23 protein-coding genes are annotated in these 19,297 nt (G+C 42.6%); 19 read left to right on the forward strand and 4 right to left on the reverse strand.

What is annotated here, in order from left to right; translation table 11 throughout:
* Positions 1–114: 114 nt before the first annotated feature.
* The 6 genes from AC2IOM_RS18505 to AC2IOM_RS18530 all read left to right on the forward strand — a co-directional run bounded on the left by AC2IOM_RS18505 (position 115) and on the right by AC2IOM_RS18530 (position 3,509).
* On the forward strand, positions 115–552 hold the full coding sequence (locus AC2IOM_RS18505; RefSeq protein ID WP_486359690.1) for a GNAT family N-acetyltransferase: 438 nt from the start codon (positions 115–117) through the stop codon (positions 550–552).
* A 166-nt stretch (positions 553–718) separates the two neighbouring features.
* Positions 719–1,240 carry a GrpB family protein gene (locus AC2IOM_RS18510; protein WP_486359691.1) on the forward strand — a complete coding sequence of 174 codons (522 nt, stop codon included), beginning with the start codon at positions 719–721 and terminating at the stop codon, positions 1,238–1,240.
* Between the two features lie 43 nt (positions 1,241–1,283).
* On the forward strand, positions 1,284–1,688 hold the full coding sequence (locus tag AC2IOM_RS18515) for an MAPEG family protein (RefSeq protein ID WP_486359692.1): 405 nt from the start codon (positions 1,284–1,286) through the stop codon (positions 1,686–1,688).
* Between the two features lie 8 nt (positions 1,689–1,696).
* Complete coding sequence (locus tag AC2IOM_RS18520) at positions 1,697–2,335, forward strand: class I SAM-dependent methyltransferase (protein WP_486359693.1); 639 nt, start codon at positions 1,697–1,699, stop codon at positions 2,333–2,335.
* An 8-nt stretch (positions 2,336–2,343) separates the two neighbouring features.
* Complete coding sequence (locus AC2IOM_RS18525) at positions 2,344–2,715, forward strand: hypothetical protein (protein ID WP_486359694.1); 372 nt, start codon at positions 2,344–2,346, stop codon at positions 2,713–2,715.
* Positions 2,712–3,509, forward strand: a complete 798-nt coding sequence (locus tag AC2IOM_RS18530; protein ID WP_486359695.1) for a PhzF family phenazine biosynthesis protein — start codon at positions 2,712–2,714, stop codon at positions 3,507–3,509. Before AC2IOM_RS18525 ends, AC2IOM_RS18530 begins: the two co-directional genes overlap by 4 nt.
* Positions 3,510–3,527: 18 nt before the next feature.
* Here AC2IOM_RS18530 and AC2IOM_RS18535 read toward each other — a convergent pair whose 3' ends face one another.
* Positions 3,528–3,935 carry a helix-turn-helix domain-containing protein gene (locus AC2IOM_RS18535; RefSeq protein WP_010558517.1) on the reverse strand — a complete coding sequence of 136 codons (408 nt, stop codon included), beginning with the start codon at positions 3,933–3,935 and terminating at the stop codon, positions 3,528–3,530.
* An 81-nt stretch (positions 3,936–4,016) separates the two neighbouring features.
* On the opposite strand from AC2IOM_RS18535, the gene AC2IOM_RS18540 reads away from it, so the two are divergent.
* From AC2IOM_RS18540 to AC2IOM_RS18580, 9 genes are all read left to right on the forward strand, one after another.
* Positions 4,017–4,622, forward strand: a complete 606-nt coding sequence (locus AC2IOM_RS18540) for a class I SAM-dependent methyltransferase (RefSeq protein ID WP_486359696.1) — start codon at positions 4,017–4,019, stop codon at positions 4,620–4,622.
* Between the two features lie 73 nt (positions 4,623–4,695).
* A complete protein-coding gene (locus AC2IOM_RS18545; protein WP_486359697.1) occupies positions 4,696–5,451 on the forward strand; it encodes an alpha/beta hydrolase in 756 nt (251 codons plus the stop codon).
* A gap of 1 nt (position 5,452) precedes the next feature.
* Positions 5,453–5,947, forward strand: coding sequence for a GNAT family N-acetyltransferase (locus tag AC2IOM_RS18550; RefSeq protein WP_486359698.1), 495 nt, complete (start codon positions 5,453–5,455; stop codon positions 5,945–5,947).
* 7 nt (positions 5,948–5,954) lie between these two features.
* The gene (locus AC2IOM_RS18555) at positions 5,955–6,413 is read left to right on the forward strand and encodes a 2-thiouracil desulfurase family protein (RefSeq protein WP_486359699.1); all 459 of its coding nucleotides are present in this window, start codon (positions 5,955–5,957) and stop codon (positions 6,411–6,413) included.
* A 330-nt stretch (positions 6,414–6,743) separates the two neighbouring features.
* The gene (locus tag AC2IOM_RS18560; RefSeq protein WP_486359700.1) at positions 6,744–7,286 is read left to right on the forward strand and encodes a GNAT family N-acetyltransferase; all 543 of its coding nucleotides are present in this window, start codon (positions 6,744–6,746) and stop codon (positions 7,284–7,286) included.
* Positions 7,287–7,428: 142 nt separating this feature from the next.
* Positions 7,429–7,914: a helix-turn-helix domain-containing protein gene (locus AC2IOM_RS18565; RefSeq protein ID WP_486359701.1), complete on the forward strand. Its 486-nt coding sequence runs from the start codon at positions 7,429–7,431 to the stop codon at positions 7,912–7,914.
* Between the two features lie 8 nt (positions 7,915–7,922).
* Positions 7,923–8,333: a GFA family protein gene (locus AC2IOM_RS18570; RefSeq protein ID WP_486359702.1), complete on the forward strand. Its 411-nt coding sequence runs from the start codon at positions 7,923–7,925 to the stop codon at positions 8,331–8,333.
* Between the two features lie 4 nt (positions 8,334–8,337).
* The gene (locus AC2IOM_RS18575) at positions 8,338–9,084 is read left to right on the forward strand and encodes an SDR family oxidoreductase (RefSeq protein WP_486359703.1); all 747 of its coding nucleotides are present in this window, start codon (positions 8,338–8,340) and stop codon (positions 9,082–9,084) included.
* Positions 9,085–9,086: 2 nt separating this feature from the next.
* The gene (locus AC2IOM_RS18580) at positions 9,087–9,506 is read left to right on the forward strand and encodes a GNAT family N-acetyltransferase (protein WP_486359704.1); all 420 of its coding nucleotides are present in this window, start codon (positions 9,087–9,089) and stop codon (positions 9,504–9,506) included.
* Positions 9,507–9,542: 36 nt separating this feature from the next.
* Here AC2IOM_RS18580 and AC2IOM_RS18585 read toward each other — a convergent pair whose 3' ends face one another.
* Positions 9,543–10,154: a TetR/AcrR family transcriptional regulator C-terminal domain-containing protein gene (locus tag AC2IOM_RS18585; RefSeq protein ID WP_486359705.1), complete on the reverse strand. Its 612-nt coding sequence runs from the start codon at positions 10,152–10,154 to the stop codon at positions 9,543–9,545.
* Positions 10,155–10,375: 221 nt separating this feature from the next.
* Between AC2IOM_RS18585 and AC2IOM_RS18590 the strand changes: the two genes are divergently transcribed.
* Together AC2IOM_RS18590 and AC2IOM_RS18595 are read left to right on the forward strand one after the other, a co-directional pair.
* The gene (locus AC2IOM_RS18590; RefSeq protein WP_486359706.1) at positions 10,376–11,458 is read left to right on the forward strand and encodes an efflux RND transporter periplasmic adaptor subunit; all 1,083 of its coding nucleotides are present in this window, start codon (positions 10,376–10,378) and stop codon (positions 11,456–11,458) included.
* Positions 11,459–11,460: 2 nt separating this feature from the next.
* Positions 11,461–14,511 (forward strand): efflux RND transporter permease subunit, encoded by a 3,051-nt coding sequence (locus tag AC2IOM_RS18595; protein WP_486359707.1) that lies wholly within the window; start codon positions 11,461–11,463, stop codon positions 14,509–14,511.
* A 101-nt stretch (positions 14,512–14,612) separates the two neighbouring features.
* On the opposite strand, the gene AC2IOM_RS18600 is transcribed toward AC2IOM_RS18595, so the two are convergent.
* Together AC2IOM_RS18600 and AC2IOM_RS18605 are read right to left on the reverse strand one after the other, a co-directional pair.
* Positions 14,613–15,131 (reverse strand): cytochrome b, encoded by a 519-nt coding sequence (locus AC2IOM_RS18600; protein WP_486359708.1) that lies wholly within the window; start codon positions 15,129–15,131, stop codon positions 14,613–14,615.
* A complete protein-coding gene (locus tag AC2IOM_RS18605) occupies positions 15,128–16,096 on the reverse strand; it encodes a catalase family peroxidase (RefSeq protein ID WP_486359709.1) in 969 nt (322 codons plus the stop codon). The genes AC2IOM_RS18600 and AC2IOM_RS18605 overlap by 4 nt, the downstream gene beginning before the upstream one ends.
* Positions 16,097–16,618: 522 nt before the next feature.
* Here AC2IOM_RS18605 and putP point away from each other — a divergent pair.
* Entirely contained in the window at positions 16,619–18,097 is a 1,479-nt protein-coding gene (putP, locus tag AC2IOM_RS18610; RefSeq protein WP_486359710.1) for a sodium/proline symporter PutP, read from the forward strand.
* Between the two features lie 3 nt (positions 18,098–18,100).
* Positions 18,101–19,210, forward strand: a complete 1,110-nt coding sequence (gene proB, locus AC2IOM_RS18615) for a glutamate 5-kinase (protein WP_010558501.1) — start codon at positions 18,101–18,103, stop codon at positions 19,208–19,210.
* The last annotated feature ends 87 nt before the right edge of the window (positions 19,211–19,297 follow it).

Genomic DNA, 19,297 nt, shown 5'->3' on the forward strand with positions numbered 1-19,297 from the left:
TACGGTCTAACGCTTAAATATGAGCAAAACCAAAATACATCGCTTTATGCGGTTTAACGGGGTAAACTAATTTTTCGCGGCTGCACATCAATTTCAGTCACAAAGAGAAATACCATGATTGTAGAAAATGTGCTTCCTAACGACTACGCAGAATTGCTAGCTGTTTGGGAAAATTCAGTCCGAGCAACGCATGACTTTATTACAGAACAGGACATTGCGTATTTTAAACCCATTATTTTAACGCAGGCGTTTCCAGTGGTAACGCTAAAATGTGTTAAAAATGATTTGGGTGCAATATTAGGATTTATTGGCGTTCATCAACACAAAATTGAAATGCTGTTTGTGCTTAATGCGGCACGCGGTAAAGGCATTGGTACATTATTGTTGAACTATGCCATTGATCAGTTAGCGGCAACAAAAGTGGATGTAAATGAACAAAACCCTCAAGCTGTTGGTTTTTATCAACACAGGGGATTTAACGTTAATACCCGCTCGCCAATCGATGATATGGGTAAGCCCTTTCCAATATTGCATATGACATTGCAACCTTAAACAATAACCATGTAACACGGCTCGGTTGGTCGTCACCACATTGTTAGAACATAAGCCCAAAGCTAATAACTTTGGGCTTTTGCGTTTATGTAAAAGTCTATTTATCGTTGTTGATATGCCTAATTAAAAGACAGCGTTTTAATCAAATAACAATAAAGGAAGTAGCATGCGAAAAATCGAGGTCGTGGCTTACACACCACTATGGCGTGAACACTTCGAGCGTGAAGCCGCGTTAATTTCACCGATACTTGTTGGTAACTTAATCGCAATTGAGCATATTGGCAGTACGTCGGTTCCTAATTTGGCGGCAAAGCCAGTGATTGATATTTTGCTAGAAGTAAAATCCCTCGATGTACTCGACACATGCAACGCAGCCCTTCAACACATTAGCTACAAAGCCAAAGGGGAAAATGGCATTAGTGGTCGGCGCTACTTTCAAAAAGGTGGGAATAAACGCAGTCATCATATTCATGCGTTTGTAAAAGGGGATGAGCACCTCTTTAAGCATCGCGTTTTTCGCGACTACCTTATTGCGATGCCAAATATCGCTACTGAATACGCTAAAATCAAACAAGATGCAGCAATAAGTTGTAACAATAACAGTGCGTTATATTGTGAATTAAAATCAGATTTTATTGCCCAACATCTTGCTCTTGCAGTACAGTGGCATCACAAAAATAATCTTTAAACGGAACTGGCGTATTTAACCCAATTTTATACGCAACAATATCATGGTCGACCTAACTCAATATCACCTTACCCTGTTAGCCCTTGGCTTAACCGCAATGTTAATGATAGTGCAGCTGTTAATTGCCGATGTACTGGCAATTGTAAAAAAGCACCCTCCCGGATTTCCAGTTGAAAACAATCACGAAAATTTATTATTTCGTGCCAATCGCACTCATCTAAACATTAATGAAAGCATTGCCATTTTTATTTTAAGCATAGCGTTTGCGATAGCCATGAATGCCAATAGCAATGTGGTTAACGGAGCCGCGCTCAGCTACTTTGTTGCACGCGCCCTGTATACACTTTGTTATTACTTAAATTTAAAATTAATGCGTAGCGCATTGTTTGTCGTCAGTTTAGTGGCGCTTATTGTGATAAATATCGCAGGTTTTATTGCGTGGTTTTAGAGGAAAACATGGATAATAACGCCCTCTCAGTCGATACATTTAATCGTTTAGCCAAGCAATACCAAGACAAATATATGGACTTCGACCATTATTTTGATAGCTACGATACCTTTTGCCAGCTATTAAAAACCCAAAATGCCAGTGTGCTCGAAATTGGCTGCGGTCCAGGTAATGTAACTAGGTACCTATTAAATAAACGAAATGATCTTCAGATCACAGGCATTGATCTGGCACCCAATATGATTGAACTTGCCAAAGCGAATAACCCAACAGCCGAGTTTAGGGTAATGGATTCACGTAATTTAAGTGATTTAAATCATTGCTTTGACGCTGTATTTAGCGGTTTTTGTACACCTTATTTAAACACCCAAGAAGTTGAAAGTCTTATTAAAAATGTGTCGAACTGTTTAACAGCAGGAGGGCTTTTTCATATCAGCACTATGGAAGGTGAAAATGCGCGTTCAGGCCTGCAAACATCCAGCAAGGGCGACCAAATGTACATTTACTATCATACCTTTAGCGACCTTACAGCCATGCTTGAAAAATACGCATTTGAAATAATTAAGGTTAACCGTAAAGTGATGAATTCAGATGCAACAACGCCTGATACAGATCTGTTTATTTACGCTAAAAAACGCGCGCAATAGGAAATACCATGTTTAACCAACACGTTCTTTACGTCACTATTAATAAAGACCACATAACTATCGATAACTTTGACGCTAACAAGCAGCAAGTGATCACAGGTACGTTTTCTAATGCGCGATTAGCTATCGCACATTTTCAAGCTTGCGAAGCCAAACTCAAAGAAGCTATCAGCCAAGTACAAACTAAATCGCTGCTGCAAACGCTCACCTTAGTTATGCACCAAAAAGCACTGAACGACGGTGGTTTGTGTGAAATTGAAGAACGTATTTTACTTGAACTTGGGTTAGGTGCTGGTGCAAGCAAGGTATTTATTTGGCAAGGACAACCACTCACAAGCGAGCTAATCGCACAAAAAGTTTACGAGAAGGGGCAATCATGAAACTTGAAATGCAGGTGATTGATGCATTCACCAATGAGCGATTTAAAGGCAACTCTGCGGCAGTGATCATTACTGATGATTGGCTAAGTGACAGCCAAATGCAAAATATTGCCAGTGAAAACAACTTATCAGAAACCGCTTATTTAGTGAAAAATGAGGCTAATGTTTACCATATTCGCTGGTTTTCGCCACTTACCGAAATTGATTTTTGCGGCCATGCCACGCTTGCATCGGCCTTTGTTCTATTTTCTAACTATCCAGAAATGTCAGAATTTACATTTTTCGCAAGCGCCGTCGGTGAAATGACCATAGTGAAAAACGCACTCGGCCGCATTGAAATGGACTTTCCAAATCGCAAACCAGTACCTGTTGCCACCAGCGACATTCCTGCAACTTTGCTTGAAGGCTTATCACACACGCCAGTTGAAGTGCTTAAAAACGACCAAGCCTATTTCGCTATTTATGACAATGAAGCGACTATCAATGCAATCACCGCGGATGCTGAAAAACTTAAAACCCTTGCACCTTTAGATGTGACCGTGAGTGCACCAAGCACGCAATTTGATTGTGCATCACGCTATTTTTGGCCCGCCAATGGCGGTGATGAAGATCCGGTAACCGGCTCTATTCACACAGGACTTGCGCCCTACTGGGCTGAAAAATTGAATAAACAGCAAATTGTAGCGCTGCAAGCATCCAAACGCAGTGGCATTTTGTATTGTGAAGTAACAGGCAACCGCGTCAAAATCTCTGGCGATGCAGTGCAATACCTAACAGGTACCATTACAATTTAAGCAAAATCAGCAATGATATTACTTCAGCTTGTTCGGTTTCGCTTTTAGGCGTTTACCCGCAAGATTTAAAAAACGCTGAAACGTTGGGCAAGCTAAATGATGTGGCGCGCTGCACTCAGCAGCGTGGCGCAAGCCATCTCGTATCGCCGTCATCGATTTAATTTGTTTATCGAGCTCGTCGGCTTTTTCAAGCAATAACGAGCGATTCACCTCAACGCCTTTCGGCAGCAGCATTTCAGCAATTTCATCGAGCGATAAACCAACGTAGCGCCCCAAGTTAATTAGCGCTAACTTTTCTAATACCTGTTTATCGTAATAACGGCGCAGTCCATTGCGACCTGCAGAGCGGATCAGCCCTTTTTCTTCGTAATAACGTAAGGTTGATGGTTTTAAACCCGATTGTTTAGCAACTTGTGCAATATCCATAATTTTTCTCACATGCACTTGACTTAAAGTCGACTTGAAGTAATACCCTTATTCTATTGTTTAAATTCACAGGCGTAAATCATGACCTTTGACAGCATGTGGGACACACGATTTTCAAACAGCGAATATGCTTACGGCACACAAGCAAATGACTTTTTAAAACAACACGTTTCATCACTTAAGGCAAACAAAGTGCTCACACTTGCAGAAGGGGAAGGACGCAATGCAGTATTTCTTGCTCAGCAAGGCTTTGAGGTCTGCGCCGTCGACGCGTCAATCAAAGGGTTAGAAAAAGCAGCGCGATTAGCTGACAAGCACAAGGTAAACATTGAGTTTATTCACGCTGATTTAACCAACTTTGATTTAGGTGAAAATAAATGGGATAGCATCATCTCAATTTTTGCCCCGTTTTCACAAGCGTATAGGTGTTTACTTCACGCCAATGTGGTTAAAAGTTTAAAACCAAACGGGGTATTTTTACTTGAAGCCTACACACCCGAGCAAATTCATTTAGGCACAGGCGGCGGCAACGATATCAGTACAATGATCACAACAACACAGCTTAAAAATGAATTAGCCGGGCTAGATTTCACATTGCTACAAAGCCTTAAGCGCACTGTTATTGAAGGTACATTTCATACCGGTGAGGCCGCTGTGGTCCAAGCAATCGCACGGAAATCACTATAAATCATATAGCTAAAATGTTAAAAAGGCGCTCAATCAAACGTTTAAAAACAATAATTTATAAAAAGGAAGATTCATGCGTTTTTCTCTTGCGTTAAGCCTGTTGTTAGGCCTTGCGAGTTATGCGGTTAATGCCAAAAATAGTGACTTGAGCGTATTTGATAAATCACGCGACCGTCATATTCCAGTGACAGTCTCAAAGCCTACAAATTCAGCAAGTTGCACGCAAAAAAATCAATGTCCGGTCGCCATAATTAGCGCGGGATATGGCATTAAACACACTGAATACCAATTTATTGAAACTTTGCTCAATAAAAATGGGTTTTTAACTATAGCTGTAGAGCACGAACTGCCCAATGACCCACCGCTCTCAGTCAGCGGCGACTTATACCAAACGCGCAGCGAAAACTGGCAACGTGGCGCACAAACACTGCGCTTTGTAAAATCGCACTATGCCAACAAATACACACACTATAACTTTAATGCACTCACGTTAATCGGCCATTCAAACGGTGGCGATATTTCGTCGTGGCTTGCCAATGAAAACGTCGATTATATCGAGCGCGTGATCACTATCGATCATCGCCGTGTACCGCTTCCTCGAAATCCAAATATTAAAGTGCTGTCAATTCGTGGCAGCGACTTCCCAGCCGATAAAGGTGTGCTTTATAGCGAAAGCGAAACTCAGCAGCTACCTGTATGTGTTGTTAAAATTGCAAAATCTCGTCATAACGATATGTATGACGGTGGTCCTAAGTGGTTAAAACAGGCAATAAACGCACACATCACGCAGTTTTTAAATAACCAACCTTGTCATTCTAAAAGCGAGTAATATGAAAGATCTGTGCTTGTTCAATAGCCAACGACTCACGGTGTCGGCGTTAAAGCAAACGCTAAACCATGTTGAACTTAACCAGCTGATTGCAATATTAAGTCCAGAGGTAACACGTTACTTACCACCTAGTTTTCACGGGATTACAACACCTGCTGATGCAAAGGCTTGGTTAAATGAACAAGCACACACAAGCCAAGTTTATGGCATCTACCACAATGCCGAGTTAACACTGATTGGCTTACTTATAATTTATGAAGACAATGGCCATGCACATATTGGTTATTTATTTAACGCGCAATACTGGGGCAAAGGTTACGCCAGTGAACTACTAAAAGCACTCATTCACTATGGCAAAGCAAAAACACAATGGCGCGTAATACACGGTGGCGTAAGCGTTGATAATCCAGCATCGGCGCACGTGCTAAGCAAAATGGGGTTTACCAAAACGCCTTCTAACACCAGCGATATGCTGCAGTTTGAATTAGCGCTTTAATAAGCTGATGCAAAAATTACTAATAAGCAGCTGTTTGTTTGGCAATCCAGTACGCTACAACGGCAAAGCGCTCGCCCTTGAGTTACAAACGCTGAAACTGCATTTTGAACTTTTGCCTTTTTGCCCCGAAGTAAGCGCAGGTTTGCCAATTCCAAGGCCGCCCGCCGAAACTATCTATCATCAGAAACACGATACCACACGCGTTGTACAAGATGACGGACTTGATGTGACCGACGCATTTATACACGGCGCAAAACTCACCTTAAAATTTTGCCAAACACACCATATTAAATTGGCGTTATTAACCGAATTTAGCCCTAGCTGTGGCAGCGCTGAAATATATGACGGCACCTTTTCAGGCAGTAAAGTAAGTGGACAAGGCGTCACTGCACAGCTGCTAAACCAGCATGGCGTAAAAGTATTTAATCAGTTCAATATTAATGCTTTAATTGAACTGGGTAGCTAGGGCCTGATGACCTTTCAAGTTCGTTTTTGCAGCAGTTTGATTGGGTTTTATACAAGGCAGAGGCTGCGTGGCATAGTTATTCTATGTGAGTCAGCCGATAACACAGTAGAAAACCCAACCAAGCGCTGCCGAACGGTTCTTTTGAGCGCACTTTTCTCATTGTTGCCTACACGGATGTAGGTAAGGGGCGTGAGCAGGACGCGGAAGCTTTGCTCGATATTCGCTTAGATTACTAGGCCACACATCGAGCGCCGCGATAAAAGCACGCTCAAACAGAACAAAAATAGAACGGCAAAGATCAACAGGCCCTAACTACAAGGAACACCAAACATGGACATCAACTACCGCGCCGCCAATCAAAGCGATGCCTCAGCAATTGCGTCTCTTCACACACAAAGTTGGCAAAACACCTACCATACTATGTTAAAAGCCGAATACTTAAGCCAAGTTGCACCAAGCGAGCGTTTAGCGCTTTGGCAATCTCGTTTTGCTACTGAAAATAGCAAACAGCATGTAATTATTGCGAGCCACCAAAGCAAACTCGTTGGCTTTATTTGTGTTTACGCCGATCACAATGCAGAGCTTGGCAGCTTGCTCGATAACTTACATGTCGATGGTCATTATCACGGTAATGGTATCGCCAAGCGGCTAATGTCTATGGCAACACAATGGCTACAAGCAAACGCCCAACATCCAAGCATCTACTTAGAAGTGCTATCAGGAAATCATCACGCCATTAAAGTGTATGAAAAGTTGGGTGCTAAACGCGTTAAGGCGGGCGTATGGCATGCGCCATGTGGTTCAGTGGTCGATGAATTTGTTTACCAATGGTCGAATAAAACACAATTAAGTGAGTACCAACACTCAGTATAACCGCCATATTATTGAGGTGTCGCTAAATTATCAGATAGATGACGGGCGAGTGTCATTAAGATGCCTGGTATTTGTCAGCGCAGTCGGTACACTAAATTTTTATGCTGTTCCTTATCAACTTACATCGATAAGGAAATACATCATGAGTTTATTTGTGAAACTAGATAATAAGAAAATACAACAACTGCGCTTACAACACTGTTGGAGTCAAGAAGAGCTGGCTGTCACAGCGGGATTAAGTATTCGCACCATTCAGCGTGTTGAAAAAAATGGCAACGCCTCGCTCGAAACCAGTAAAGCATTAGCCGCGGTGTTTGAGCTAACACCCGCGCAACTGCAACAACAATCAAATATTGAGCATATTACCTTTGCTTTTTTAATTAAGTACGGCTGGATTGCCGCATTTGCCATTTCAAGTGTGATGTTTGGTTTGTGGATTGTCGATATTCTGATCCCTACGCTAAAAGGCGCCAATTTTGATGCCCAATATGAATTGCACGGAAATTTTCGTTATTTGGATTTTGGTGGCATCAGCTTTGTGATAGGGTTTGTGTGGTTAAGCATTAACATTTTTGTTGATTTTCATGCGCGTAAAAAGCAGCTAGCAAATTCAACTCCCTCAGTTTAAGGACAAATATGTATTCTGCCACTTGCCTATGCGGCGAAGTTCACATGACAATTAACGGCCCAATTAGCGATATTATTCATTGCCACTGCTCACTATGCAGAAAATCAAGCGGCACCGCCTTTGCGACCAATGGCTTTATTCACTCGCAGTCGCTAACAATCGAAAAAGGGCAAGAATTCATTAACTCGTTTGAAGTTAAACCGGGTAGAAAACGTCATTTTTGCAAGCAATGCGCGTCACCACTTTATAGCTCAAATGCGGATGACCCAACACGTTTACGCCTGCGCTTAGGTGTGCTTGACTGCGATATTGTTGAACGCCCAATGTCACATAATTTTGTTGATTCAAAAGCCAATTGGGATAGTTTAAATATGGATTTGCCGCACTACAGCGAGTTCGAGCCAAGTCGCTCAAAGTAGCATTATGAATAAAGACACAATAAACAAAGTTGTTTTAGTTACCGGCGCTTCTCGCGGTATTGGCGCCGCTACGGCAAAACTGCTCGCTAAGCGCGGTTATCGTGTTGCCATTAACTATGTTAAAAATGCCGATGCCGCAACAGATGTTGCAAATGAGATAAAACAAAACGGCGGAATGTGTGATACATTTTGTGCCGATGTTACAAACGAGAACGCAGTTACTCGCCTTTTTGATAACATTGAAGCGAATTTAGGCAAAGTTAATTATCTCGTTAATAACGCAGGCATTTTATTTACACAAAGCACACTGTCAGATATTTCCCTTGAGCGCTTTTTAAATACCGTTAACGGTAATCTTACCAGCACCTTTTTATGTGCAAAAGAGTTTATAAAACGTTGCCCGAGTGATGGCGCAATTGTGAATGTGTCTTCGGGTGCATCGCAATCAGGCGCGCCCTTTGAATACGTTGACTACGCCGCAGCAAAAGGCGCAGTCGATTCACTTACCCGTGGCCTTGCCCTAGAAGTTGCCGAGCGCGGTATTCGTGTTAACGCTATACGCCCAGGGCTTATTTATACTGATATTCATGGCGACGGTGGCGAACCGACGCGCGTTGACCGACTTAAAGAAAAAGTCCCACTTAAGCGTGGCGGGCAACCTATTGAAGTGGCAAATAGCATCGCTTATTTATTATCAGACGACGCCTCGTTTATCACCGGAAAAATACTTGATGTTACAGGTGGCATCTAATAATGCCTTCACCCTTTCAAGTACAACAAATTACTGCCGCCGAAACGATTAGCGTGCGTCATCACGTATTATGGCCAGACAAGCCAATGGATTTTTGCCAATTACCGGAAGACCAAAACGCCATCCACTTTGGCATTAAAATCGAACAAAAACTAATATGTGTAGCATCGTTATTTATCAATAAAAACGAAGCGCGTTTGCGCAAATTTGCCACCTTGCCTAGTTACCAAAACCAAGGTCTCGGCAGCGAACTTTTACAGCATATTATAAGCGATGTTAAAAAGCGCAATATTGAAAAATTTTGGCTTGATGCCCGCAAAACAGCCGTACCGTTTTATCGTCGGTTTGGCTTAACTGTTGAGGGTGAGCCTTTTTTAAAACACCACCTAACTTACGTCAAAATGGTACTGCGCCTTAGCTAACGCGGTTGCATTTACGCCAAAACCGCGTTTACTCAATTAAATTTCGTAGTAGCTTAAAAACAAGTCCAGAGTATCATTTGTTAGCTCGCGCATTTGCGCTTCAGTCAATCGCGCATCAAAATGTAATACCTGCGGCCAAAAAGCTTGCCCTTTTAACAAACCTAGTAATTGCTCAGATACTAGATACGGGTCTTTTTTGCGAAATTTTCCATCTTCCATAGCATGTCTAAGCCAACGAATAAGCGTTGTTTCTTGTTCAAAGAACTCACGTAACTCACCATTAGACATCTCTGGGTTAAATAAGCAGTAACCCATTGCCACGCGAATTAAATCAAGTGTGCCTTGATCGCACATAAACTGAAGCTCGTTGGCAATCAACTCGCTCAGCTGACTGCGCAAATCTCGATTCTTATCGTATTCAAATTCATACGTCAGAATATTCTGACTCCAAATATCACGAATAATGTGAGTTACCAAAATCTCTTTACTTTCAAAATGATTGTAAACAGTACGCTTTGATACTTGCGCAGTTTCGGCAATTTTATCCATGCTGGTGTCACTTACACCATATTGCTGGAATGCCGTTTTTGCGCCATCAATAATCGCTTGGCGTTTTTGCATACTGCGGCTGATTTTGGCTTCGCTCATGATTTGGTCTCTTAGAAAAGTTGGAAATTATTTTTACACTAATTGGTTTACTTTTCAATTGTGACCAGTAAACTACACCGTACAGTTTACTTGATTAATGATTGTACTGAAGCGTCTTTAGCCGTTAACGGTTTTCTACTTTAGGTTTAAAATACTTTAAAAATCATAAAGATAAAATCAAGTTCGTTTTATTAAACTTTGACAACTAAGCAACAATGACTATGAAAACTCACTTTTTTACCTCTGCGATCCGTGTAAAATTAGTCGCACTTTCGCTGTTAACTTTGTTTTTGCAAGCGTGTTCCGACGCCCCTGCCGAACAACTTACCGTAGAAAAAGTACAAGCCGTTAAGCTAGTACCTGCTGTAAGCAACGCAAAATTGGTTAACCGAACTTTCCCTGCAGAAGTGTCGGCAGTAAAAACCGTCGATTTAAGTTTTGAAGTATCTGGTCGTTTAATCCAAACACAATTAATGACAGGTACGCTGGCAAACCAAGGTCAACTGCTGGCACAAATTGACCCAACCCCGTTTAAACAACGCGTGCAAGAAGCCGAAGCTCGCTTAAGTCAAGCAACACGAGATTTAGAACGTATTGAAGCAACGGCAAAAAACGGTTTGGTATCTCAAAGTCAGTTAGATAACGCAAAAACCAACTTTGAACTGGCCGACATCGCACTTAAACGCGCTGAAAAAGATCTCAGTTACACCACCTTACTCGCACCATTTAACGCGCAGATCTCAGAACGTTTCGCCGAAAAAGGAAACTACGTACAAGCCGGCGATATTGTGGCTCGCCTACAAGATGTTTCGCGCTATTACTTTAATGTGAATGTACCGGAGCGTTTGGTAAGCAAGTACAAAGAGGGTTCGTTAGTTGGCGCTAATGCACATATTATTTCGGCGCCCGATAAAATTTACCAATTAGAATACATTGAGCATGCCACTCAGCCCGACCCTATTACACAAACATACAAGGTGGTTTTTGCCGCACAAGCCAATGACACCAATTTAACCCCAGGTGCGCGTGCGGTTGTACAAGTAAGCCTTGAAAGTCAAAGCGACGAGCAACATTTACTGGTGCCATTTAACGCTTTACAAGGTAACGATAGCGAGGGATTTCATGTTTGGAAATTTAATCGCGATACGGCACAAGTAAGCAAGGCTAACGTCGATGTGTTATCGGTTAAAACCCGTTTTGCAGCCATTAAAAGTGGCATTACCGAAGGTGATTTAATCGTTGCCGCAGGCGCCGCACAAATGCGCGAAGGCATGATTGTAAAACCCTATAAAGCGGAGCTATAACTGTGGATATCGCTCGTTATTCAATTAAAAACCCAGTCAATATATGGCTGCTGGTGATTGTATTATTAATTGGTGGCACCCTTGGTTTAAGTAACATTGGTCGCTTAGAAGACCCGGCATTTACCATTAAGCAGGTGCAAGTTGTAACTCAGTTTCCAGGCGCTAGTGCGCAAAAAGTTGAGCGCGAAGTCACTGAACAACTTGAAATTGCGCTGCAACAAATGCCGCAACTTAAACAGCTAACGTCTATTTCAAAGCCCGGTTTGTCGGAAATCACCGTTGAAGTAAAACCGAACTTCGACTCAAACGAGTTACCGCAAATATGGGATGAACTGAGAAAACGACTGCGCGATGTCACCAGTATTTTGCCATCAGGAAGTCATGCACCAACAGTTTACGATGACTTTGGTGATGTTTACGGCATGTATTACGCGCTGAGTGCGCCTGAATTTAGCCCGCAAGAGTTACGTGAATTTGCCCGCATTATTCGCCGCGATTTACTCATCACCGAAGGCGTTGCCAAAGTGCAAGTCAGTGGTGTACAACAAGAGCAATTGGTCGCTTACATTAACCCATATCAGTTGTCGGGCTTAGGTATTTCATTTCCCGAAATCACAGCGCTACTTGAAGAAAATTTAAAACCATTTAATGGCGGTCGTATTCAACTAGAAGGCCGTAGCCTACGTTTAATTGTTGAAAACCCGCTAGATCAAATTGAAGAAATTTATAACCTAACAATTGTGGTACCCGGTACCAACCAATCATTTAAAATTCGTGATATTGCTGAGCTTAAATTTGAACCGCTCGATATCCAGCCTACGCTTATTCGCTACCAAGGTAACGAAGCAATTACCCTTGCCGTATCGGCGCTAAACGATGTCAACATTGTTGAGGTGGGTAAACGCGTAAATGCTAAAGTGGCCGATCTTTTAAGCGAGCTGCCAGCAGGCATCACACTGACCCCAATTTACGACCAAGCCAATATTGTTGATGAATCTGTAAAAGGGTTTATTAATAATCTGATCATGTCAGTGATTGTTGTAACCTTAACGCTAATGATATTTATGGGTTGGCGCTCAGGCGTGGTGGTTGGCTCGGTACTGTTAATTACCGTAATGGGCACCGTATTAATTATGTGGCTGATGGGTTTACAATTACAGCGTATTTCACTGGGCGCTATGGTAATTGCTATGGGGATGCTGGTTGATAACGCCATTGTAGTTGCCGAAGGTATGATGCTGCGCATGAAACAAGGCAAAAAAGCGCTTGAGGCCGCAAGCTTCATTGTAAAACGTACGCAATGGCCATTATTAGGTGCAACAGTAATCGGAATCGCCGCCTTCTCGGGTATTGGTTTATCAGACGACGCAACGGGTGAGTTTCTTTACTCGCTATTTGCGGTGGTGTTAATTTCACTCATGCTCAGCTGGGTATTAGCAATCACCGTGGTGCCGCTATTTGGTAAATACTTTTATAAAGTGGAGCAGCAATCTGATACACAATCTGGCCACAGTGCATTTTACCGTGGTTATATCGCCCTACTACACAGCGCACTTAAATTAAGATGGATTACGGTTGCTGTACTGTTTGCCATTACCTTTATTGCCTACGCCAGTTTTGGTTTAGTGAAACAAGGTTTCTTCCCACCTTCAAATGCGCCTATTTTCTTTGTGCATTACTGGGGACCGCAAGGGCAAGATATTCGCGAAACTACCAAAAAAGTAGCCGATACCGAAAAAATGCTACTGCACTTTGATGAAATAAAGTCAGTAACCAGCTTTGTTGGCCGCGGTGCAGATCGCTTTACCTTAACTTATGCGCCGCAACAACCAAACGAAAGCTACGGCTTTTTCTTGGTACGCACCCACCAGCGCGATGAAATTGACGGTGTGATTCAGCAGTTAACTAAGCTGATGCCAGACATCGACCTAAACGCCGATTTTTATACCGAACGCATGCAGTTTGGCCCAGGTGGTGGCGCTAAATTAGCAGCGCGATTCTCAGGCCCAGATTCTGAAGTACTGCGCCAATTAGCCCGTGAAGCAGAAAACATTATGCTAAACGATGGCAAAATTCGCGATATTCGTCACGATTGGCGTGAAAAAGGCTTAGTGTTAAACACCCATTATGATTCGGTAAACGCAGGTATTGCGGCGGTTTCACGTAATGATTTTGCACAAACTATTCAATATGCATCAACGGGGCTGGAACTTGGCCGCTTGCAAGATGGTGATTACAGCTATGCCATTACCGCCAAAGTTGCAAGCTCAGGCCAATCAGAAACCGAAGCAATTGAAAACAGCTTAGTGTGGAGTTCATCACAGCGTAAATACATTCCATTTAGGCAAGTATCAACGGGCTTAAAACTGGAAAATGAAGAGACTCAAATTCACCGCCGCGACCGCGTAAGAACCATTACGGTACTTGCCGACCCGGGCTTTGATGAAACCGCAGGTAATGCATTTGCACGTATCAAACCACAAATTGAAGCAATGCAACTACCTGCTGGCTATAGCCTAGAATGGGGTGGTGAATACGAGTCGTCACGCGATGCACAGAAAGCACTTGGTACAGGTTTGCCTGCGGGCTTTTTAGTGATGCTGTTGATTTCAATTGTGTTATTTGGCCGCGTGCGTCAGCCACTGATTATTTGGTTAGTTGTGCCAATGGCTGCGGTAGGTGTGGTAACTGGTTTACTTGTTACCGATATGCCGTTTGGCTTTATGTCACTGCTGGGTTTCTTAAGTTTATTTGGCATGTTAATTAAAAATGCCATTGTTTTACTTGAAGAAATTGATCTGCAAATTAAAGAAGGCAGTGTACCAAACGAAGCTATTTTATCGGCCAGCGCGTCACGTTTACGCCCTGTTGCACTCGCTGCGATTACCACCATTTTAGGTATGGCGCCGCTTTTAAGCGATGCGTTCTTCGCCGATATGTCGGTAACCATTATGGGTGGTTTAGCATTTGCAACCTTGCTCACATTGATTGCCGTGCCTGTGTTCTATAGCATTTTTTACCGCTTAAGCTATCGCAAGGTGAAAGTAAATTAATACTTTGCTAGCCGATTAAAATGCAATAAGAAAAAGCGAGTTAGGTTTCCCAACTCGCTTTTTTATTTTCGATAAACCGCTATTTAAACAAACAATAAACGTTAAAGCATGCGTTTTAAGGTATCGTCTTTTTTAATAAAGTGATGATACAGCGCACCCGCGACATGCATCAAAACTAGCAAGGCAAACACAGCAATAAGTAAGCTGTGTAATTCGCGAAACAAGCCATAAAGCACAATGTCTGGTTCGCTTTTCACGCCAATGCTCACTATGCCAAAAAACGAGATTGGCTTACTGGCAAAATACTGCGACAAAATGCCCGTTAGTGGCACAGCACACATCAAACAATAAAGTAGAAAATGCACACTGCTTGCTGCCATTTTCTGCAACTTAGATGCATCACTGCTCGAAGTAAGCGGCGTTGAGCTAAATTTAGCCCACACACGCAGCACAAATAATACTAAAGCAACTAAGCCAAACGCCTTATGCAGTGCCAGTAAACTGGGTTGCCATGGTTCAAGTGAACTAACCATAGTTAAACCTGCTGCAAACAGCGATACAAACATCATCGCCATTACCCAGTGTAATAATCTTAAACTTAAGCTGTGTTTAGCCATCATTGCAGCGCCTCCAGCAGTTTTTCTTTCGCTCTGCGACGATAAGACTCCGCATATGCAGCAGAGCGCGCGTTCAAGATAGGATCTTGAGTCGCAGCAATGCCTGTTGGTAAGGTTAGCGGATCAAAGTTTATGTCGTGACAGCCCGCATCTTCGCTGGTATCTATAGTTTTAATCTTGAGCACTCCTGCAGATACCTGTTCGCGTGAGCTTGGCCAAATTACCGCAGGGTTAGTTTCATCATCGTCATTACTGGCTAAAGTAAACACCCAATCAAATGATACAGCCCCATTTGCTAAACGGCTTGCTAACTCATCAAACAGCGCATTATCGCTATTTGAAAGCGTATTTGGTGTGTTATCGCGAGGCATTACATGCCACCTCACCGCCTGTTTATTGTTTTGATTATCAATCAAATAGAACGCGTTTATGCTGTTGTATTGCTCAAGAGCAAAACTCGACGACGGCGTGTAGCTGGCTTTCCAATTTAAAAAGTCTTTGCTTTCAGGATGCTCATTAAAAAACGCTTTAATCGCAGCAGGTCCTTGCTTAATTGCCACAATTTGCTGATAAAAATCATGTGCATTAGTGACCGCCATCGCAGGCGGTGTATTCATGGCAATACGCCACTGCTCAGTGCTGCTTAAATTAAAACTCAACGCTAGGCTGCGCACTGGCGCTTTTAAATCTGGCGCTGTTGGATTACTACCCGCAATTGAAAAGCGACCAACAAAGACAGTCGTACCAGCTTCAAACAAGGTTGCTTTTGTGTAGGGTGCAAGTGCGCCATTAGAGACAAACTCACCTGTTATACATGCACCTTTTGCATGCGCACGGCGAAAACCAGCAAACGGCTTATTGCCTTCTTGCAAGTCGACAAATTGCTGCGCAGTGACTTTTTCCTGTGCAACTAAATTGACTGACAACACCAAGCCCGGCCAAGATAAAAATTGAATAAGTGTTTTCAAATGTGCCCCTTAACTTTAAAAAACCACTATAAAGTTCACATCTATACCAATCGCTGAAAATGCAAACATAACTAAAAGAGCGTAGCCGATTGGCATAAATGCACGGTCTATACGGTATAAACCGGAAAACAGGCCAATTTATTTCACCTATTTAGCCTTATTTGTTTCGACTTCAAATTAATATTTGTTTATCTAACTAAATCTAAATAAATCACAAAAACGTTAAAAATAAATTAGATCAATATAAACAAACACTTAAATGCACTTTTAGTGCTGATCAAGTTTTATTCACTTGAAATTAGAGTTCAAATAATTAGAATTGTAATCAATTTAAACCATATGAGGTAAATATCATGAGTACTAAGACGGATCTTTTTGGGTACCTTTCTTTTAAATTTATCGCCGCTGTAAGTTACTTATTAGCCGCGGGTTCTCTTGCTAAAAAGCGAATCTCAGGTGACTCACAAGGGCGCTACGCAAATTCTCAAAGCAAATAACATAATTAATTAGTACTGAAATAAAATGTTCGATTACGCGACTTTTTCTATTTTATTATATTTCGCCCTGCTAATTTTCATTGGCGTTTATGCCATGAAAAAATCCACATCAGATAACGGTGAATATTTACTCGGTGGGCGCAATGTCAGCGCCAAAGTGACCGCATTATCAGCTGGCGCCTCAGATATGAGTGGCTGGATGCTGATGGGTCTACCAGGTGCCGCTTACGTTAGTGGATTAGGCAGTATTTGGCTTGCAGTTGGCCTAGTGTTAGGTGCTTATGTGAATTATCACATTGTTGCACCTAAGCTTCGTGTATTTACAGAACTTGCAGATGATGCACTGACCATTCCCGAGTTCTTTTCGAAGCGCTTCGCCCTTGAGAAAGGCAGTGTAAGGCTCATTGCGTCGATCGTTATTATTGTATTTTTTACGGTTTATACCGCGTCTGGCCTAGTCGCCGGTGGTAAATTGTTTGAATCGGCATTTAATATTGATTACACCATTGGCATTGTTGCTACCGTAAGCATTGTCGTGATTTACACTGTGCTTGGCGGGTTCCTTGCGGTCAGTTTAAGTGACTTTATTCAGGGCGTAATCATGCTCATTGCGCTGATTGCCGTACCTATGGTGACCTTCAGTAGCTTTGATGCTGAAGCTGCCAATAACTTCACCCAATCAATGTCGTTTGATTTTGGCAATGTTGAATTGCTTGCCGCAATTAGCTTAATGACATGGGGCCTTGGTTACTTTGGTCAGCCACACATTATCGTGCGCTTTATGGCAATTGATAGCCATGAAAACTTAGCCAAAGCACGCAAAATCGGTTTATCGTGGATGACGATTTCGATTATTGGTGCGCTAGTGACTGGCCTTGTAGGTGCAAGCTTTATCGCCAATAGCGAGCAATCAGTATCTGATCCCGAAACCATTTTTATCTTTTTATCGCAGTTTTTATTCCACCCATTTGTGGCAGGTTGGCTGCTTGCAGCAATTTTAGCTGCCATTATGAGCACCATTTCGTCACAGCTGTTGGTGTCGTCGAGCTCACTGGTTGAAGATATCTATAAGAGCTATGCAAAGCGTCAGCCAAGCAGTAACGAACTGCTCATGATTAGCCGCGTATGCGTGCTCGTGGTTGCCGTTGTGGCATCACTGATTGCCCTAGACAGCAATAGCAGCGTACTTAATTTAGTATCAAACGCATGGGCCGGTTTTGGCGCAGCATTTGGCCCACTGGTAATCTTTAGTTTGTGGTGGAAAAAGCTAACGCACAGCGGCGCAGTAGCCGGTGTAGTTGTGGGTTCACTCACCGTACTACTTTGGGCATACGTACCGCTACTCGAAAATGGCGAAACCTTAAGTGTTTACTTTTACGAGTTACTACCAGGTTTTGTAGCGAGTTCACTTGCAATCGTACTCGTTAGCCTGAACACACAGCAGCCAGACCAGCAAGCTATCAAATGGTTTAACGCAACAAACGCCAAGCTCCAAGAGGCTTAATTTATGCAACAAAATCTTAAAAATATCGGCTGGAAACGGATTGTGATTAAAGTGGGAAGCGCATTAATTGCGCCTCACCGCGACGGATGCAGTAGCCAGTATTTATTAAGTATCGCAAATTTTATTGTACGTTGCCGTGCATCAGGTATTCAGGTGGTATTAGTATCATCGGGTTCTGTTGCCGCAGGTGCGCACTTATTTAATAACGTCGACAATTCGTCGATGACAGTGAAAAAAGCCATGGCGGCAGCAGGCCAGTCTGAGATGATGGCAACTTGGGATAGGTTATTTGATTTTAATACTGCCCAAGTACTGCTTACGCATGCCGATTTACGCAATCGCGACCGCTTTGAAAGTGTGCGCGACACACTGACTGCGTTACTACAAAACGATATTCTGCCTATCGTAAATGAAAACGATACGGTAACCACCGACAAGCTAAAAGTGGGTGATAACGATAACTTATCAGCAATGGTGGCCAGTGCCGCTTACGCCGATGCATTGATTATCTGTTCTGATATCGATGGGCTTTATACCGCTAATCCTCATGAGGACAAAAGCGCAACGCTTATTCCTGATGTAATGCGTATTGATCCTGAAATTTACGCAATGGCAGGCGGTGCCACCAGCGATGTTGGTACTGGCGGTATGAAAACCAAAGTACAAGCCGCTGAAAAAGCAGTTTCACACGGTATTAATACATACATTGTTAACGGCTTTAGCGAAGCAACGTTTAATACGTTATTACAAGGCGGTAACCCGGGCACCTTGTTCCACGCTATTGAAACGCCAATGCAAGACCAAAGTCACTGGATGAAACACACCACCAAAGCGCAAGGTGAACTAGTTGTTGAAGACACATTTGCAATGCAAAAACAAAGCGACAATCTTATTACGCCGCAAGATTTGGTGAATGTTATTGGTGATTTTTCTGCAGGCGAAGTGGTACTACTTCGTAAAGAAAATGGCGACAAACTTGCCAAAGTAAAAAGTAATTACAGCAGTTGCTTACTTAATTTTGTGGCCGAACAAGACAACGATGACTTGTCTGAGAAGCTGCATGACTCAGCAGCGCCTATTCTCTCAGAGCAATATGTATCTTTAAGTAATTAGCAACTAACTTGCACCGTAATTGTTTGACCCTATCAAACATAATTACAACCCAACAAAGGGGTTAGCATAGCGCTAACCCTTTTTATA

It is taken from the genome of Pseudoalteromonas sp. NS-SX12 (assembly GCF_057367955.1).

What these genes read in the sequence shown, in the direction of transcription:
- AC2IOM_RS18505 (WP_486359690.1), top strand. Translation starts at nt 115, where the DNA reads ATGATTGTAGAAAATGTGCTTCCTAACGACTACGCAGAATTGCTAGCT.
- AC2IOM_RS18510 (WP_486359691.1), top strand. Translation starts at nt 719, where the DNA reads ATGCGAAAAATCGAGGTCGTGGCTTACACACCACTATGGCGTGAACAC.
- AC2IOM_RS18515 (WP_486359692.1), top strand. Translation starts at nt 1,284, where the DNA reads ATGGTCGACCTAACTCAATATCACCTTACCCTGTTAGCCCTTGGCTTA.
- AC2IOM_RS18520 (WP_486359693.1), top strand. Translation starts at nt 1,697, where the DNA reads ATGGATAATAACGCCCTCTCAGTCGATACATTTAATCGTTTAGCCAAG.
- AC2IOM_RS18525 (WP_486359694.1), top strand. Translation starts at nt 2,344, where the DNA reads ATGTTTAACCAACACGTTCTTTACGTCACTATTAATAAAGACCACATA.
- AC2IOM_RS18530 (WP_486359695.1), top strand. Translation starts at nt 2,712, where the DNA reads ATGAAACTTGAAATGCAGGTGATTGATGCATTCACCAATGAGCGATTT.
- AC2IOM_RS18535 (WP_010558517.1), bottom strand. Translation starts at nt 3,935, where the DNA reads ATGGATATTGCACAAGTTGCTAAACAATCGGGTTTAAAACCATCAACC.
- AC2IOM_RS18540 (WP_486359696.1), top strand. Translation starts at nt 4,017, where the DNA reads ATGACCTTTGACAGCATGTGGGACACACGATTTTCAAACAGCGAATAT.
- AC2IOM_RS18545 (WP_486359697.1), top strand. Translation starts at nt 4,696, where the DNA reads ATGCGTTTTTCTCTTGCGTTAAGCCTGTTGTTAGGCCTTGCGAGTTAT.
- AC2IOM_RS18550 (WP_486359698.1), top strand. Translation starts at nt 5,453, where the DNA reads ATGAAAGATCTGTGCTTGTTCAATAGCCAACGACTCACGGTGTCGGCG.
- AC2IOM_RS18555 (WP_486359699.1), top strand. Translation starts at nt 5,955, where the DNA reads ATGCAAAAATTACTAATAAGCAGCTGTTTGTTTGGCAATCCAGTACGC.
- AC2IOM_RS18560 (WP_486359700.1), top strand. Translation starts at nt 6,744, where the DNA reads ATGGACATCAACTACCGCGCCGCCAATCAAAGCGATGCCTCAGCAATT.
- AC2IOM_RS18565 (WP_486359701.1), top strand. Translation starts at nt 7,429, where the DNA reads ATGAGTTTATTTGTGAAACTAGATAATAAGAAAATACAACAACTGCGC.
- AC2IOM_RS18570 (WP_486359702.1), top strand. Translation starts at nt 7,923, where the DNA reads ATGTATTCTGCCACTTGCCTATGCGGCGAAGTTCACATGACAATTAAC.
- AC2IOM_RS18575 (WP_486359703.1), top strand. Translation starts at nt 8,338, where the DNA reads ATGAATAAAGACACAATAAACAAAGTTGTTTTAGTTACCGGCGCTTCT.
- AC2IOM_RS18580 (WP_486359704.1), top strand. Translation starts at nt 9,087, where the DNA reads ATGCCTTCACCCTTTCAAGTACAACAAATTACTGCCGCCGAAACGATT.
- AC2IOM_RS18585 (WP_486359705.1), bottom strand. Translation starts at nt 10,154, where the DNA reads ATGAGCGAAGCCAAAATCAGCCGCAGTATGCAAAAACGCCAAGCGATT.
- AC2IOM_RS18590 (WP_486359706.1), top strand. Translation starts at nt 10,376, where the DNA reads ATGAAAACTCACTTTTTTACCTCTGCGATCCGTGTAAAATTAGTCGCA.
- AC2IOM_RS18600 (WP_486359708.1), bottom strand. Translation starts at nt 15,131, where the DNA reads ATGATGGCTAAACACAGCTTAAGTTTAAGATTATTACACTGGGTAATG.
- putP (WP_486359710.1), top strand. Translation starts at nt 16,619, where the DNA reads ATGTTCGATTACGCGACTTTTTCTATTTTATTATATTTCGCCCTGCTA.
- proB (WP_010558501.1), top strand. Translation starts at nt 18,101, where the DNA reads ATGCAACAAAATCTTAAAAATATCGGCTGGAAACGGATTGTGATTAAA.